General features: G+C 73.0%; 12 protein-coding genes. 7 read left to right on the plus strand and 5 right to left on the minus strand.

All coding sequences use genetic code 11. The annotated features are described in order from the left end of the window. Positions 1–25: 25 nt before the first annotated feature. The 3 genes from OG289_RS05165 (at position 26) to OG289_RS05175 (ending at position 4,191) form a co-directional block, all read left to right on the plus strand. Positions 26–847, plus strand: coding sequence for an MOSC domain-containing protein (locus OG289_RS05165; RefSeq protein WP_327312802.1), 822 nt, complete (start codon positions 26–28; stop codon positions 845–847). 182 nt (positions 848–1,029) lie between these two features. Then, entirely contained in the window at positions 1,030–1,635 is a 606-nt protein-coding gene (locus tag OG289_RS05170) for an Rv1733c family protein (RefSeq protein ID WP_327312803.1), read from the plus strand. A gap of 108 nt (positions 1,636–1,743) precedes the next feature. Then, complete coding sequence (locus tag OG289_RS05175; RefSeq protein WP_327312804.1) at positions 1,744–4,191, plus strand: right-handed parallel beta-helix repeat-containing protein; 2,448 nt, start codon at positions 1,744–1,746, stop codon at positions 4,189–4,191. Between the two features lie 5 nt (positions 4,192–4,196). Here the strand turns inward: OG289_RS05175 and OG289_RS05180 are convergent, their stop codons facing one another. Beyond that, a complete protein-coding gene (locus OG289_RS05180; protein WP_327312805.1) occupies positions 4,197–7,265 on the minus strand; it encodes a hypothetical protein in 3,069 nt (1,022 codons plus the stop codon). A gap of 355 nt (positions 7,266–7,620) precedes the next feature. Here OG289_RS05180 and OG289_RS05185 point away from each other — a divergent pair, with 355 nt between their 5' ends. After that, complete coding sequence (locus OG289_RS05185) at positions 7,621–8,451, plus strand: DeoR/GlpR family DNA-binding transcription regulator (protein ID WP_327312806.1); 831 nt, start codon at positions 7,621–7,623, stop codon at positions 8,449–8,451. Positions 8,452–8,508: 57 nt separating this feature from the next. Beyond that, positions 8,509–8,979, plus strand: coding sequence for an SRPBCC family protein (locus OG289_RS05190; protein WP_327312807.1), 471 nt, complete (start codon positions 8,509–8,511; stop codon positions 8,977–8,979). A 48-nt stretch (positions 8,980–9,027) separates the two neighbouring features. Here the strand turns inward: OG289_RS05190 and OG289_RS05195 are convergent, their stop codons facing one another. Next, positions 9,028–10,152: a PLP-dependent cysteine synthase family protein gene (locus OG289_RS05195; protein WP_327312808.1), complete on the minus strand. Its 1,125-nt coding sequence runs from the start codon at positions 10,150–10,152 to the stop codon at positions 9,028–9,030. Between the two features lie 438 nt (positions 10,153–10,590). Here OG289_RS05195 and OG289_RS05200 point away from each other — a divergent pair, with 438 nt between their 5' ends. After that, entirely contained in the window at positions 10,591–10,914 is a 324-nt protein-coding gene (locus OG289_RS05200; protein ID WP_327312809.1) for a hypothetical protein, read from the plus strand. Positions 10,915–11,130: 216 nt separating this feature from the next. Then, positions 11,131–11,670 (plus strand): ATP-binding protein, encoded by a 540-nt coding sequence (locus tag OG289_RS05205; RefSeq protein WP_327312810.1) that lies wholly within the window; start codon positions 11,131–11,133, stop codon positions 11,668–11,670. Between the two features lie 83 nt (positions 11,671–11,753). On the opposite strand, the gene OG289_RS05210 is transcribed toward OG289_RS05205, so the two are convergent. From OG289_RS05210 to OG289_RS05220, 3 genes are read right to left on the minus strand one after another with little or no spacing between them, the layout of a single operon-like run. After that, positions 11,754–14,315: an ABC transporter permease gene (locus OG289_RS05210; RefSeq protein ID WP_327312811.1), complete on the minus strand. Its 2,562-nt coding sequence runs from the start codon at positions 14,313–14,315 to the stop codon at positions 11,754–11,756. After that, positions 14,312–15,076, minus strand: a complete 765-nt coding sequence (locus tag OG289_RS05215) for an ABC transporter ATP-binding protein (protein ID WP_327312812.1) — start codon at positions 15,074–15,076, stop codon at positions 14,312–14,314. Before OG289_RS05215 ends, OG289_RS05210 begins: the two co-directional genes overlap by 4 nt. Next, positions 15,073–15,366, minus strand: a complete 294-nt coding sequence (locus tag OG289_RS05220; protein ID WP_327312813.1) for an SHOCT domain-containing protein — start codon at positions 15,364–15,366, stop codon at positions 15,073–15,075. The genes OG289_RS05215 and OG289_RS05220 overlap by 4 nt, the downstream gene beginning before the upstream one ends. Positions 15,367–15,519 lie beyond the last annotated feature (153 nt).

Consider the following 15,519-nt stretch of genomic DNA (forward strand, 5'->3'; position numbering starts at 1 on the left):
CGGTGCCGCCTGGCAGGATGACCCCATGGGGCACGCAGAGCTGCTGTCGATTCACGTCCATCCGGTCAAGGCGTTCCGGGGCCAGGCACCCCGGGAGGCCGTTGTGGAGCCCTGGGGGCTGGCCGGTGACCGACGCTGGGCGCTGATCGACGACGGGGGAAAGGTCGTCACACAACGCCAGCAGCCGCGCCTCGCGCTGGCCGCCGCCGAGCTGCTGCCCGGCGGCGTCCGTCTGTCCGCACCCGGCCTCGAGCCGCTGACCGTGCGGGTGCCCGAGCCGGTGGGCACGGTGTCGCTGGAGATCTTCCGCGACAAGGTGGAGGGGGTCCTCGCCGACGCCGCCGCGCACGCCTGGTGCAGCGCCCACGTCGGCGCCGACATACGGCTGGTGCACATGGACGACCCCGCGACGCGCAGGCCCGTCGACCCCGCGAACGCGCTGCCCGGCGAGACCGTCACCTTCGCCGACGGCTATCCGCTGCTGGCCACCACGACCGCGTCCCTCGACGCCCTCAACTCCCTGATCGCGCGGGGCGGGCACGCCGGGGAGGGACCGCTGCCGATGAACCGTTTCCGGCCGAACCTGGTCGTGGCGGGCACCGACCCCTGGGCCGAGGACGGCTGGTCGCGTCTCGCCGTCGGCGAGGTCGAGTTCCGTGTCGCCAAGCCGTGCGGGCGGTGTGTCGTGACCACCACCGACCAGAGCACCGCAGGGCGCGGCAAGGAACCCCTGTCCACCCTCGGCCGGCACCGGCGCCTCGACGGCAAGCTGGTCTTCGGACAGAACCTGGTGCCCCTCTCCCGGGGCACGGTCAGGGTCGGCGATCCGGTGCGCGTCATCGCGTAGTTCCGGCCTCGATCAGAGCCGGGACGATCCGTGGGAACCCCCGCCCGGCCCCGGAGCGTTGGGATTGCGTGAGAAGTTCATGAGACGTCCCGAGCCCTGGTGATTTCGCTCTCTCTTTCACCGGGCTCGCGCGTGAACGGCTCCGACGGGGGTTATCACGGAGCGGGAAGGGGGTGCGGACGGTGCGAGCGATCCGCGGAATCTGGCGCTGGCGACACAATCCGCTGCGCCGTGGGACGGATCTGGCCGAGGCCTGGGTGGCCCTGTCGGCCCTGCTGCTGATCCTCCTCGTGGCGCCCGTGGTGGGCTCACTCGTCGGCACGGCCGCACAGGACGTCCTTCAGCAGGCGGTCCGCGAGCAGCGCGCGTCCCGCCACGAGGTCACGGCCACCGTGGTGCGGAAGGTGGACGGCTCGCCCCTGGAGGTGGACCCCGAGACGGCCACCGGCCGGGACGCCCGTACGCGGGTCGTCGCGGACTGGACCGCGCCGGACGGCACCGCGCAGCACGGCACGGTCCTGGCGAGCCTCAAGACCCCGCACAATGGCGACCACTTCGAGATATGGACGGACGGACACGGCCGGCTGATGGGCCGCCCGCTGGACTCCGCCACGGCGACGACGCACGCCGTGCTCGCCGGCTTCGGCGCGGCCCTGCTCACCGTGGGCACGGTAGAGGGCGGCCGGCGGCTGATCGTCTGGCGCATGGTCCGTCGCCGGTACGCCCGTTGGGACCAGGCCTGGGACCGGGCGGGCCCGGACTGGGGCCGCACCGGCACCGGCAGTTGACGGCCTTCCGTCTCTGGTCAACCCACCACCCGCGCGCACGCTACGGTGGTCCGGCCGAAGCATTTCGGCATCAACCCGCGTACCACGAGGTGGGGGCACAGCAACGCCATGGCACAGGGCACGGTCCAGGTGACGCACACCGGCACATCGAGGTGGCGGCGCCGCACGGGTGAGTACGCATCGCTCGCCGCCGCCCTGGAGGCCGCGGCCGAGGGCGACGTCCTCACCATCGCCCCCGGCACCTATCGGGAGAACCTCGTGGTACAGCGGTCGGTGACCCTGCGCGGCCCCGAGGGCTCCCCCGGTTCCGTGCGCCTCGCGCCCTTGGACGGGGTGCCGCTGACCGTGCGTGCCTCGGCGGTGGTGCAGGACCTGCACGTGGAGGGCCAGGACGCGGCGGCGCCCGCGGTGCTCGTCGAGGAAGGCACGCCGGAACTGCTGGACCTGCGGATCGTCACGCGGTCCGCGGCGGGCATCGAGGTGCGCGGCAGCGCGCGCCCGACGGTGCGGCGCTGCACGGTCGACAATCCCGCGGGCATCGGCATCGCCGTGGTCGACGGCGGTGGCGGTGTCTTCGAGGAGTGCGAGGTCGTCGCGGCGGGCCAGGCCGGGGTCGCGGTGCGCGGGGGCGCCCATCCCCGGCTGGAGCGCTGCCGGGTGCACCACACCTCGGGCGCGGGCCTGAGCGCGACCGGCGACAACTCGGCGCTGGAAGCAGTGGGTTGCGAGGTCTACGAGGTCAGGGGCAGCGGCGTGCAGATCACCGCCCGGGCCACCGCGCACCTCACCGACTGCGATGTGCACCGCACCACCGCCGACGGCGTCACCCTCGACACGGACGCCGTGCTCACCCTGGCCGACTGCCGTATCCACGACATCCCGGAGAACGCGGTCGACCTGCGCTCCCGCTCCGTCCTGACGCTGACCCGCACGACGGTGCGTCAGTTCGGGCGCAACGGGCTGTCGGTGTGGGACCCGGGCACGCGCGTGGACGCCAACCAGTGCGAGATCTTCGACAGCACCGGCGACTACCCGGCCGTCTGGGTCAGCGACGGCGCCACCGCGGTCCTCGACTCCTGCCGGGTGCACGACGTGCCGGACGCCCTGTTCGTCCTCGACCGCGGCTCGCGCGCGGACGTCGTCGACAGCGACCTCTCCCAGGTCCGCAACACGGCTGTGTCGGTGAGCGACGGCGCGACCGCCCAGCTCGACGACTGCCGGATCCGGGACGCGGCGACCGGCGCCTGGTTCCGCGACCACGGCAGCGGCGGCACCCTCAACAACTGCACCGTGGACAGCACCCAGACCGGCGTGATCGTCACCAAGGGCGCCGACCCCACCGTCGAGCGCTGCACGGTCGACTCCCCCGCCGAGGCCGGGTTCTACGTGTCGGCCGGCGGGCGTGGCAGTTTCCTGAACTGCCGGGTGACCAACAGCGGCGGTTACGGCTTCCACGTGATAGACGGCAGTCGTACGACGCTGCGGAAGTGCCGGACGGAGCGCTGCGCGCGCGGCGGCTACGAGTTCGCGGACGCCGGGGCGGACGCCACGGCCGGTTCCGGACCCCTGGTCGAGGACTGCACCAGTGACGAGAGCGCGGGCGTGCGGATCCCAGGGGCCGCGGCGGTGCCGGAGACGGCTGTGCAGACGACCGCCCAGTCGCCCGGTCTGCTCGGTGTGATCCCCGAGCAGCGCGTCACCGTGCCGGAAGCGCAGCAGGCCGCCGCCGAGCCTCAGACGTCGGTGCGGTCCTCCAAGGACGTGCTCGGCGAACTTGACACGCTGGTAGGCCTGGAGAGCGTCAAGCGTGAGGTGCGGGCCCTCATCGACATGATCGAGGTGGGCCGGCGCCGGCAGCAGGCCGGGCTCAAGGCGGCCTCCGTCAAGCGCCATCTGGTCTTCACCGGCTCCCCCGGCACCGGCAAGACGACGGTCGCGCGTCTCTACGGCGAGATCCTCGCCGCCCTCGACGTCCTGGAGAAGGGCCACCTCGTCGAGGTGTCCCGCGTCGACCTGGTCGGCGAGCACATCGGCTCGACGGCGATCCGCACCCAGGAGGCCTTCCAACGGGCGCACGGCGGTGTGCTCTTCATCGACGAGGCGTACGCGCTGTCGCCGGAGGACGCGGGGCGGGACTTCGGCAAGGAGGCCATCGACACCCTCGTGAAACTGATGGAGGACCAGCGGGACGCCGTGGTCGTGATCGTGGCGGGCTACACGGCCGAGATGGAGCGGTTCCTCTCGGTCAACCCCGGAGTCGCGTCCCGTTTCTCACGGACCATCACCTTCGGTGACTACGGCCCCGACGAGCTGCTGCGGATCGTCGAGCAGCAGGCCGAGGAGCACGAGTACCGGCTCGGTCCGGGCACCGCGGACGCCCTGCTGAAGTACTTCACGGAGCTCCCGAAGGGCCCCGCCTTCGGTAACGGGCGTACCGCGCGGCAGACGTTCGAGGCGATGGTCGAGCGGCACGCGAGCCGGGTGGCCCAGGTGGCGGAGCCGAACAAGGACGACCTGACGCTGCTGTATGCGGAGGACCTCCCCGAGCTGCCCTGACCGGCTCATGTGCGCTGCACGGGAACCTCCGGTCGCAGCCGCCCCAGCAGCAGCTCGCGTTCCTCCACGAACGCCGGGTCGGCCTGGTAGTCGGAGTGGCCCAGGATGGGCGAGGGCAGCGGGTGATCCGCGGTGCGGCCGTACGCCAGCGGGTCCGCGAGGGGCTCGCGGTCCACCTGGGGACCGCACTCGTCACCGGAGAGCCGTACGGGGCCGCCGATGGGGTCGGTGGGCCGGTACAGGTTGCGCCAGCAGTCGATGTCCTCGTGCAGGGCGGCGAGCGCGGCCGGGCCGAAGTGCGCCGGGAACCAGCGTCCGTAGAGCCGCTCGATCGGGGAACCGTAGGTGAGCAGGGCGACCCGTTTGCGGTCGGAGGGCTTCAGCTGCCAGGCCGCGGCGGCCGCGAGGACGCTGCCCTGGGAGTGGCCTGAGATGACGAGGCGCCCGCCGGTGGCACGCGTCCAGGTGGCCATGCGCCAGGTCAGATCGGGTACCGCGCGCTCGGCGTAGCAGGGCGGGGCGAAGGGGTGTGCGGCGCGCGGCCAGAAGGTGCCGACGTCCCAGAGGATGCCGATGGTGCGCCGCGCGGAGGCGTCCTTGTAGGCGCGTCGGCCCCAGGTGACGAACAGGACGAAGCCGAGCCCGATGAGCCAGGAGCCCAGCGCCTGAGCGGTCTGGGCCGCTCCGTGCACGAAGGGCTGGGCCGTCTCCCCGGCCCGGACCGGGGTCTTCCCGGTGCCGAGGGCGCCGACGATCGCGCCCGCGCCCAGGACCAGGGTCGCGGTGGAGGTGACGGCGACGAGCAGGGGTGCGCGGTCGGTGAGCGTGGCCAGGGCACGGGCGCGGGCGATACGGCGGGTGCGGGCCGGGTCTCCGGGCTCCACGTCGTACTCCCGGACCACCTTGTCCTGCTCGGCCCGGGTCAGCAGCCAGGTCAGCCGGCCGAGCAGCCCGCACAGCACCAGCAGGACCAGGAGCAGCACGGGGATCACGGACGCCTGCCAGGTCAAGAGCACGGGCGGGCCGTCGAGGGAGGTCCCGGTGCCGTCCAGCCAGTCCGACACCCGCTGCGACACACCGCCCGACATGACCCCGCCCAGAGCGCAGGCCAAGAGCGCGACCGCGGGCCCACCGAGCCCCCGCAGGGCGCACCGATCCCGTCGTCCGACGCCGGCTCCGCCCAGGCGCCCCGGCGCGGACCCCGCCGACGGGCCATGGACAGCCCCACCTGCCCCCTCCGCCCCGGACACCCTGCCCGGGACAGCAGCGGCCTCGCCCAAGCCGGGCGCCCCGGCCCCTCCAGCAGAGACGACGGCACCCCCACCAAAGGCACCCGACGCGGGCACCCTGCCCGGGACAGCAGCGGCCCCACCCAGGTCAGCCGCCCCAGCCCCTCCACCAGAGACGACGGCACCGCCGTCAAAGGCACCCGACGCGGGCACCCTGCCCGGGACAGCAGCGGCCCCACCCAGGTCAGCCGCCCCAGCCCCTCCACCAGAGACGACGGCACCGCCGTCAAAGGCACCCGACGCGGGCACCCTGCCCGGGACAGCAGCGGCCCCACCCAGGTCAGGCGCCCCAGCCCGTCCACCAGAGACGACGGCACCCCCACTCGACTCACCCGACCCGGCTCCCCCCGCCGAAGCGGCAGCACCCCTGTCGGAGTCCACCGGCGCGGAGCGTCCCTTCCCGGATACGACGCCCTCCGCCGAGGCCTCTGAGACGGATGCCTCCGGCGGAAGGACAACCGCCCCACCTGAGGCACCCGGTCCCGTCGACCTTGCCGCGGCGATCGCACCCCCGCCCGAGGCCCCCGGCCGCGAACGCCCTTCACCGGGTACGACGCCACCGCCCGAGCCTCCCTCCACGGATACGCCCAGCGGAAGATCAGCAGCCCCGCCCACGTCACCCGGCTCCGATGCCCCCACCGATTCGACGGCTGCTCCGGCCGGGTCCCCCGCCCCGGAGCGCGCCTCCCGCGGGGCGGTGGGCACGACAGTGTCGCCGTGCGGCGTGTGCTCCTGGGGGCAGTGGTGCAGGGTGCGGGCGACGACAGCGAGGACGATGACCAGGGCGCCCTGGGCGAGGGCGAGGCCGCCGAACGTCGCGTCGCCCGGGAGTCGGCCCTCGGAGTGCCAGCCGGGGCGGTCCCACCCGGCGTACACCAGCGTGAGGGCGAGCAGGACGAGGGCGGCCAGCGGGAGGCGGTGTACGAGGTGGGCGTCGAGGCGGCGGTCCAGCCGGCGCTCGCTGCGGCCCCGGCGGCACACCACCCACACGGTGGCCAGCGCGCCGACGACCAGTGACACCTCCAGCAGCCGGCCGAGCGTGTCCAGGAGGGCGGAGCCGCCGGGCCTGCGGTCCTGGCGTACGGCCGCCGTGCCGACCGCCGCGGCGACCGTCAGCAGTCCCGCCGCCGTGTGCGCCGCGCGGAGGCGGGCCACCAGGCGGCGCCCGTACCAGAAGCCGGGTCGGCCGAGTGCGGTGTGACCGGGTCCGTTCTCGGGTTCGGGCGTGCGGTCGAGGGGTTCCTGGGACTCGTAGGCCCGCCAGGTGCGGTGGGAGAGGTACCAGAGGAGGCCGGTGAGGGCGGTCGGGACCAGGGCCGCGAGGGCGAGGCGGCGGCCGGGCAGGCTCCACCAGCCGTGGTTCGAGACCGCCGGGGAGAGGAAGCCCAGCCAGGAGTGGCGCTCGGCGCACTCGGGCGTGCCCGCGCACTGCCAGGCCGTCAGGTCGAGGGCGACCTCGCAGGCCGCGGCGACGAGCAGCACCGTCAGGCTCAGTGCCGCGAGCCGCACCAGCAGCCCGTACAGACGCACCGTGCGGACGCGTTCCCGGGCAGCGGGGCGCATCCAGTGGGCGAGGTTGACGACCATGAACGGCAGCAGCAACAGCCACAGGGCGCGCGTTCCGTTGCCGGAGGTGAGGTTGGACCAGACGTAGGCCTCGGGGACCGGAGCGTCGCGGCCGCGGTCGTCGCCGGGGCCGGTGTCCGCGGTGACGTCGTCGGCGCGCCGGTAGACGGCCGCCGTGTCGTCGCCGGTGATCCGCACCGTGCGTGGATCGTTCAGCATCTTCTCGGGCGTGGCGCCACCCACACCGTGAACCAGGAGTTCCAGGGCCGTTCTGTCCGCAGAGGCACGTTCCACTGTTCGCACTTCCCCCGTGACACGCCTTCGACATGTGTCCGTGCGGGCATAAGGATCGCCGTTTCGCAGGCGTGATACACCTCCCGTCACGGAATCTCCCCGGGCCGTGTGACAAACACCGACCCCCCCGTCAATGGCATGCGCGCGTCGGGGTGGTGGCTCAGCTGTGTGCGGGCCGTGCGAGGATGGGACGCCCGCACACCGGCGTCGGGGAGAATGTCCTCGTCACAGCAGGTGAGCGGGCCTGTCGGACGGCTTGAGGGAAAGGACCGGAGCGTACGTGAGTGAGAATCAGAACCTCCTCGCGGAGCAGCGCCGCGCCCTGATCCTGGACGAGGTACGGCGTCGTGGCGGCGTCCGGGTCAACGAGCTGACCCGAAAGCTCGGCGTGTCGGACATGACGGTGCGCCGTGATCTCGACGCGCTGGCGCGGCAGGGCGTCCTGGAGAAGGTGCACGGCGGCGCGGTGCCGGTCGTGGAGGCGAGCACCCACGAACCGGGCTTCGAGGCGAAGTCGGGCCTGGAGCTGACCGCCAAGGAGGACATCGCGAAGGCCGCGGCGGAACTCGTCGCCCCGGGCAGCGCCATCGCGCTGTCGGGCGGTACGACGACGTACGCGCTGGCGCACCACCTGGTGGACGTGCCGGACCTGACCGTGGTGACCAACTCGGTGCGCGTGGCCGACGTCTTCCACATGGCGCAGCGCACCTCGGGCCCACGGCAGGGTGCCGCCACGGTCGTGCTGACCGGCGGAGTGCGTACGCCGTCCGACTCGCTGGTGGGCCCGGTCGCCGACCAGGCCATCGCGGCGCTCCACTTCGACGTGCTGTTCCTCGGCGTGCACGGGATATCGGCCGAGGCCGGTCTGTCGACGCCGAACCTCGCGGAGGCCGAGACCAACCGGCGTCTGGTGCAGTCGGCACGCCGGGTCGTGGTGGTCGCGGACCACACCAAGTGGGGTGTGGTGGGCCTGAGTTCGTTCGCGGCCCTGGAGCAGGTCGACACGCTGGTGACGGACGCGGGTCTGCCGGGCGCGGCCCGCGCGGAGATCTCCGAGCATCTGCGGCGGCTGGTGGTCGCGGGCGAGCCCGGTGAGGGTGCAGACATCTGAGGGTGCGGCGGCTAGGGTGGCGCACCCGTTTTTCCTCGCCATGAGGAGGTTGTGCGCATGGCTCACCGGTTGCGCTCCGAAGGGCTCGACTTCGTCGGGATCGCTCCCGTACGGCTGGTTTTCGCGCGGGAAGTCGCCGCATCTCCCGAACAGGTCTTCCGCGCGCTCGCCGAGGATGTGTCCGGCTGGGCCGAGTGGTTCCCGGGCGTGAACTCCATCCAGCCCCTGGACGGCGGTGGGGGGCGTGACGTGCGGCTGGTGGGCGGCGGGCGCTTTCGCGAGACGGTTCTCGTGGCGAAGGAGCCGGAGGCGTACGCCTACCGCGTGGACGTCACCAACGCGCCGGGCCTGCGGGCGCTGGTCGAGGAGTGGCGACTGAGGCCGGCCGGGGCGGGGACGCGGGTGCAGTGGACGTTCGCCGCCGACGGCAACAAAGCGTTCCGGGCGGTCCTGCGGGTGGCCCGGGCGGGTCTGGGACGGTCCTTCCGGGACGCTGTGACGCGGCTGGACCGGCGGCTCACCTCCTGAGCGGTACGGCTTGGCAGGCACATCTCAAGAGGTGCGCGACCCTGCGCATCACGCGGGCCACACGCCCGTGGCCAGCAGTGACTCGATCGCGGCGGTGTACGGGGCGACGTCCAGGCCCTGCTCGGCGAGCCAGGCGTCGGAATAGTACTTGTCGAGATAGCGGTCGCCCGGGTCGCACAGCAGGGTGACGACGCTGCCCTGACGCCCGTCGGCGACCATCTCGGCGACGATCTTGAGCGCGCTCCACAGTCCGGTGCCCGTCGAGCCGCCCGCCTTGCGGCCGATGGCCTGTTCCAGGGCACGTACGGCGGCGACGCTGGCCGCGTCGGGGACCTTCATCATCCGGTCGACGGCGCCGGGCACGAAGCTCGGTTCCATCCGCGGCCGGCCGATGCCCTCGATGCGCGAGCCGCAGTCGCAGGTGACGTCCGGATCGCCGGTGGTCCAGCCCTCGAAGAAGCAGGAGTTCTCGGGGTCGGCCACACAGACGCGGGTGTCGCGCTGGGTGTAGTGGACGTAGCGGGCGAGGGTCGCGGAGGTACCGCCGGTACCGGCCGTGGCCACGATCCAGGCGGGCTCCGGGAACCGCTCCAACTCCAGCTGGCGGAAGATGGATTCGGCGATGTTGTTGTTTCCGCGCCAGTCCGTGGCCCGTTCCGCGTAGGTGAACTGGTCCATGTAGTGGCCCCCGCCGTCCGCCGCGAGGCGGGCCGACTCCTCGTACATCGTGCGCGGGTCGTCGACGAAGTGGCACTGGCCGCCGTGGAACTCGATCAGGCGAATCTTCTCGGCGCTCGTCGTACGCGGCATCACGGCGATGAAGGGCACGCCGATCAGCTTGGCGAAGTACGCCTCGGACACTGCCGTCGAACCGCTGGACGCCTCGATCACCGGGCGGCCCGGCCGGATCCAGCCGTTGCACAGGCCGTAGAGGAAGAGGGAGCGGGCGAGGCGGTGCTTGAGGCTGCCGGTGGGGTGGGTCGACTCGTCCTTGAGGTACAGGTCGATGCCCCACTTCTCGGGGAGAGGGAAGCGCAGCAGGTGGGTGTCGGCCGAGCGGTTGGCGTCCGCCTGGACCTTGCGGACGGCCTCTTTCAGCCAGTCGCGGTAGGTGGTGTCGCTGTGGTCGACGTCGAGGGTGGCGCCGGTCCTGGTGCGCTGGGGGGTGGTCACGGCGGGGGCTCCTTCAGGCTTCGCGCCGACGGTGGTCCGCGCGGCCGACACATCGATCATAAACACCTTCCGCACGCTTCTCACCTGCATAAACACACCTTTGAGGGCCTCAAAGCCGGCCCTGGGGAGCGGGTGCGGGCGCTGGGGGGGCGCATTCGCGCGAGTGCTCCGGGCGGGTGGCGCCGGGGCGCCGTGCGCACTGGTGCTCGACGCCGGGCACGGGCAGACTGCACCGGGTCGGGCGAAGGTCCCGGACGGGGTGAACGCCCCGGTCCGGCGGCGGGTCCCGGACAGGGTGAAGGACCCGGTCCGGCGGCGGGTCCCGGACGGGGGCGCACACTGGGTCACGAGGACGAGTTCGATCACGACGCGGGCTGGATCACGCCCCACGCGGGCGCAGGGTCCGGCTCGCCCAGGCGCACAAGGGGGCGGGGAGGCATGGCGGAGCCGGAGTTCACGGCTACGGGCGTGCGCATCGGGAAGCGGCTGCGCTCGCTCACCCGGGCCGGTCAGGTCCGGATCAGCGACGGCAGGCTGGAGCTGCTGACCAGCTACGGCAGCGAGATCGACAGCGCGCCCGTGCAGGCGGTCCGCGCCTCCAAGCCCTGGTTCGCCCCGGAGGACCGGGCGCTGGCCGATGTCAACGGCACGCGCTATCTGCTGACCCTGGGTGACCACGACCCGGCACCGGGCGAGCCCGGGCCACCCGCGGCGCGCCGCTTCATCGAGGCCGTGCGCAGGGCGGCGGGACGCGGCGGCTGAGCCGGCACAGAGGGGCGGCCCGACTGCGTGGCCGGATCACCGCGAGTTGCGGCACCGCGACCACTGGGTCACTCTGGTCTCACGTCACTCTGGGTTTACCGGCGATAACGCTGCGAACCAGCCCGCCGGCCACGACAGCAGGCGGCCGCCTTGTGCAGACGCTCTGCTCGATCCGAACTCCGTGTTCTTCCGGACCTCAGTCGGGGAGTCGCAGCCGTGATCACCAACCCAAGCAGGCACTGCGCGGTGGAGCTTCAGGCCCTGCCGTCGCGGATCGGCCAGGTCCGCAGAATCGTATCGGCGCAGTTGCGCTACTGGCATATGGATCCGCTCATAGACCGGGCCGCGCTCGGCGTGACGGAGCTGTTGACCAACGTCCACCTGCACGCTCAGCCCGACAAGGTGTGCGTGGTGGAGATGGAACTGCTGACCGACCGGCTCACCGTCTCCGTGCGCGACCACGACCCGCGTCTGCCGGTCGCGGGAGAGATGAAGGACGCCGCGGCCCTCGCCACCTGTGGGCGCGGGCTCGCAATGGTGGCCGCGGTGAGCGAGAGCTGGGGCGCCCGGCCTGACGGCGAGTCCGGCAAGGTCGTGTGGTTCACGCTGCCGACGCCCGTCGCCGCGCGCGAACTGTCGGCGCGTCCGCCGCGTCGCACGCCCCGGGAGCAGGTCTCGCCCCGGTTCACCGAGGTCGTCTCCGTCGACGATCTGCGGCCCGCACATGCTCCCGCCCGGTCGGCCGTCGTCGGCTGACCGGGCGGTGACCCCGCCTTCGGGCGTACGTCGCCCGGTGCGGCCGTGGCCTGCGCCCTGGGCGCAGGCCATGTCGGCGTACGTCACTCGGTGGCGATGGCGCGCAGCACGTCAAGGCGTGCCGCGCGCCGCGCCGGGCGCAGGCCCGCGAGGGCTCCGGCGGCGACGCCCACCAGGGCGACCACGGCGAGTTGGGCGGGCGGCACCGCGAAGGCGAAGGCGCTGTCGCTCGCCCCGTCGGAGGCCCGGACGAGCACCCAGCCGAGGAAGGCGCCGAGGGCCAGGCCGCCCACCGTGCCGAACGCGGCGACCAGGACTGATTCCCAGCGGACCATCGCCCTCAGCTGGGACCGGGTCTGGCCGACCGCCCGGAGCAGGCCGAGTTCGCGGGTGCGTTCGTGGATCGCGAGGGTCAGCGTGTTGGCGATGCCGAGGAGCGCGATGAGGACGGCGAGGGCGAGCAGGGCGTAGACGAGGGTGAGCATCATGTCGATGCCGCCGGCCGAGGACTGCGCGTACTCGTCGCGGGTCTGCACCTCGGGGTTGCCGTAGTGCGCGGCCACCTTCTCCACCGCCGCCTTGCCCGCGTCCGTGCTCACGCCGTCCTTGAAGGAGACGGCGAGGAGGGTGTCGGCGTCCTGGGTGCGGTGCGGGGCCCAGGCCGCGCGGGTGATGACGTAGTCGCCGGCGAGTTCGGAGCGGCCGTAGACCGCGCGGACGGTGAAGGTCTTCTTCTCGCCGTCCGTGAAGGCGAGTCGGGCGGTGTCACCGGTGGTGAGGTGCCGGCGGTCGGCCTCCGTGCGGGTGATGGCGATGCCGTCGGTGCCGAGGGCGTCCAGGTCGCCCTGGACGGTGCCGAGGTCGAAGGTGCGCCGCAGGGCAACCGGGTCGGTGACGGTCAACGCCCGTCCTTTGCCGTCGACTTCGGCGACTCCCCTGCCGAGCCCGACGGCCGTGTCCACCTCGGGCAGCCTGCCGACGGCCGGGGCGAGCTTCGGACTGAGTCCGCTGCCGCCCGCGCCGAAGGAGGGGGTACTGACGGCGACGTCGCCCGCGAAGGAGCGGGAGACCGTCTGGTCCATGGTCGCCTTGAGCGAGGCCCCGAACACGGTGAACAGGGACACCACGGCGACGCCGATCATCAGGGCGCCGGCGGTGGCGGCCGTCCGCTTCGGGCTGCGCAGGGCGTTACGGCGGGCGAGGCCCCCGGTGACTCCCCGCAGCCGGTCGAGGGGGCTGCCGAGGAGACGTACGGCCGTGCTGGAGGCGACCGGGCCGAGGACCACGAAGGCGACCAGGGCCAGGACGGCTCCGCCTCCCGCCAGCCACACGGACGGGGAGACGAGGACACCGGTGAGGGTCATGGCGACAGCGAGCGCGACCAGGCCCGCGCCGATGACCGCCCGCAGGCGTGAGGCGCCGGAGGAGTCCACGGCCGTCTCGCGCAGCGCGGCCAGCGGAGCGGTGCGGCCGGCGCGTACGGCGGGCATCAACGCGGAACCCAGGCAGACCAGGGCACCGACCGCGAGGGGGAGGATCACGGAGAGGGCGCTGATCACCAGGTCGCCCTCGGGGAAGGGGAATCCGATGGCCGGGAACAGCGCCTGGAGGCCGGCCGCGATGCCGACGCCGCCCGCGATGCCGGCCGCCGAGGCGGTCACGGCGACGGCGCTCGCCTCGACGAGGGTGGCGGCGGTGACCTGGCGGCGGGACGCGCCGAGAGCACGCAACAGGGCGTTCTCACGAGTGCGTTGGGCGACGACGATCGCGAACGTGTTGTGGATGGAGAACGTCGCGACCAGCAAGGCCACTCCGGAGAAGACCAGCAGGAACGTGGTGAAGATCGTCAGGAACTGACTGTCGATCATGTCGGTGTTCTCCTGCGCCGCCTGCCGGCCGGTGATGGCCTCGACGCCCTTGGGGAGTACGGGAGTCAGCCGGTCGACGAGCTCCGACTGTCGCACACCGGAGTCGGCGCGCACGACGATGCTCGCCGCCTGGCCGGGCCTGGCGGTGAGGTACTTCTCGGCGTCGGCGCGGGTCATGCCGGTGTAGGTCACCTGGGCCATGCCGTCCTCGCCGCCGAAGGTCGCGAGGCCGACGATCGTGACGCGCACGGGGTCGGGTGTACGGAGCGTGGTGATGTCGCCGATCTTCAGGCCGCCCTTGTCGGCGGTGCCGCGGTTGACGACGACCTCGCCGGACCGGGCCGGGGCGCGGCCCTCGGCGAGCCGGTACGGGTTGAGCTTCGGGTCGGTGATCCAGTTGCCGGCGAGGGTGGGCGGGCCCTGGCCGCCGATCGGCTTGCCGTCGCTGCCGACGAGCTGGCCCGCGCCCTGGATGTCGGGTGCGGCGGCGGCGACGCCGGGGACGGCCTCCACCGTCCGGACCAGGCCGGTGTCGACGGGTCGGCGCACGCCCTGGCTCTCGCCGGGTGTCGTGATGCTGTCGGCGCCCCGGACGACGGCGTCGGTGCCCGCGGTCGCGTTGCCGAACATCGAGTCGAAGTTCGCGCGCAGGGTGTCGCCCATGACGAGCGTTCCGGCGAGGAAGGCCACGCCGAGGAAGACCGCGAGGAAGGTCCCGGCGAAGCGGCGTCTGTGGGCCCGGAGCGAGGAGAGGCTCAGGCGGAAGGACGCGTTCATGACGGCACCTCGAAGGCTTTCAGCCGGTCCAGCACGCGGTCGGCGGTCGGGGACTCCATCCGGTCGACGAGGCGTCCGTCGGCGAGGAAGACGACCTCGTCGGCGTGGGCGGCCGCGACCGGGTCGTGGGTGACCATGACGACCGTGCGTCCGGTCCGGCGCACGGTGCGGGCCAGCAGCCCGAGCACCTCTCCCCCGGCACGGGAGTCGAGGTTGCCGGTGGGCTCGTCGGCGAACACGACGTCCGGCCGGCCGGCGAACGCCCGGGCCACGGCGACGCGTTGCTGCTGGCCCCCGGAGAGCTCCGAGGGCCGGTGGTGGAGACGGTCGCGCAGGCCGACCACGTCGACGATTTCGTCGAGGGCGTCGATCTCCGACCGGCCGCGCTCGCCCGCCAGGTCCAGCGGCAGCCGGATGTTCTCCTCGACGGTCAGGGTCGGCACCAGGTTGAACGCCTGGAAGACGAAGCCGATCCGGTCGCGGCGCAGGAGCGTGAGACGGCGGTCGTCCAGGGCGCCCAGTTCGGTGTCGCCGACGTACGCGGCGCCCGAGGTGAGGGTGTCCAGGCCGGCCGCGCAGTGCATCAGGGTGGACTTGCCGGAGCCCGACGGGCCCATGATCGCGGTGAACCGTCCGGCCGGGAAGGCCACGCTCACCCCGTCCAGGGCCCGTACGGCGGTGTCGCCGACGCCGTACACCTTCACGGCGTCGACGACCCGCGCGGCGTTTCGTGTGGCGGTCGTGGCGGTCGCGGTGCTCATGCCGCACCGCCCTTGCCCGTGCGGCCGAACTGCTCGTCCAGGACGGACAGCCGGCGCCAGTACTCGTCCTCGTCGATCTCGCCGGAGGCGAAGCGGCGGCCGAGGACCGCGAGGGGCGAGTCGCCGGTGGGGCGGGGGTCGCCGACCGCGTTCCAGGGGCCGCGGCGGCCGCGCCAGACGGTGCGGCGCAGGAGCGTGACGACGCCGATCACCACGGCCGCCCAGATCAGCGGGAAGAACAGGATCCACGGGCCGGGGCCGCCGCCGTCCCAATTCGCCAGAGTGTTCATCTCGGGTCATCTCCTCGGTGGGGTGTGCGGCGAGGCCTTCGTCGGGGCCTTCGTTCGATGTCTCGAGAGTCCCGCCGGGAGGGGGTCCGGGTCGTCGTACGGCCAGCGGCAGTGCGTGTACCTCCCCGGGAGTACGCGCGGGTGTCTTGGCTG

The sequence above is a fragment of the Streptomyces sp. NBC_01235 genome (assembly GCF_035989285.1).
In the GTDB taxonomy this organism is placed as follows: domain Bacteria; phylum Actinomycetota; class Actinomycetes; order Streptomycetales; family Streptomycetaceae; genus Streptomyces.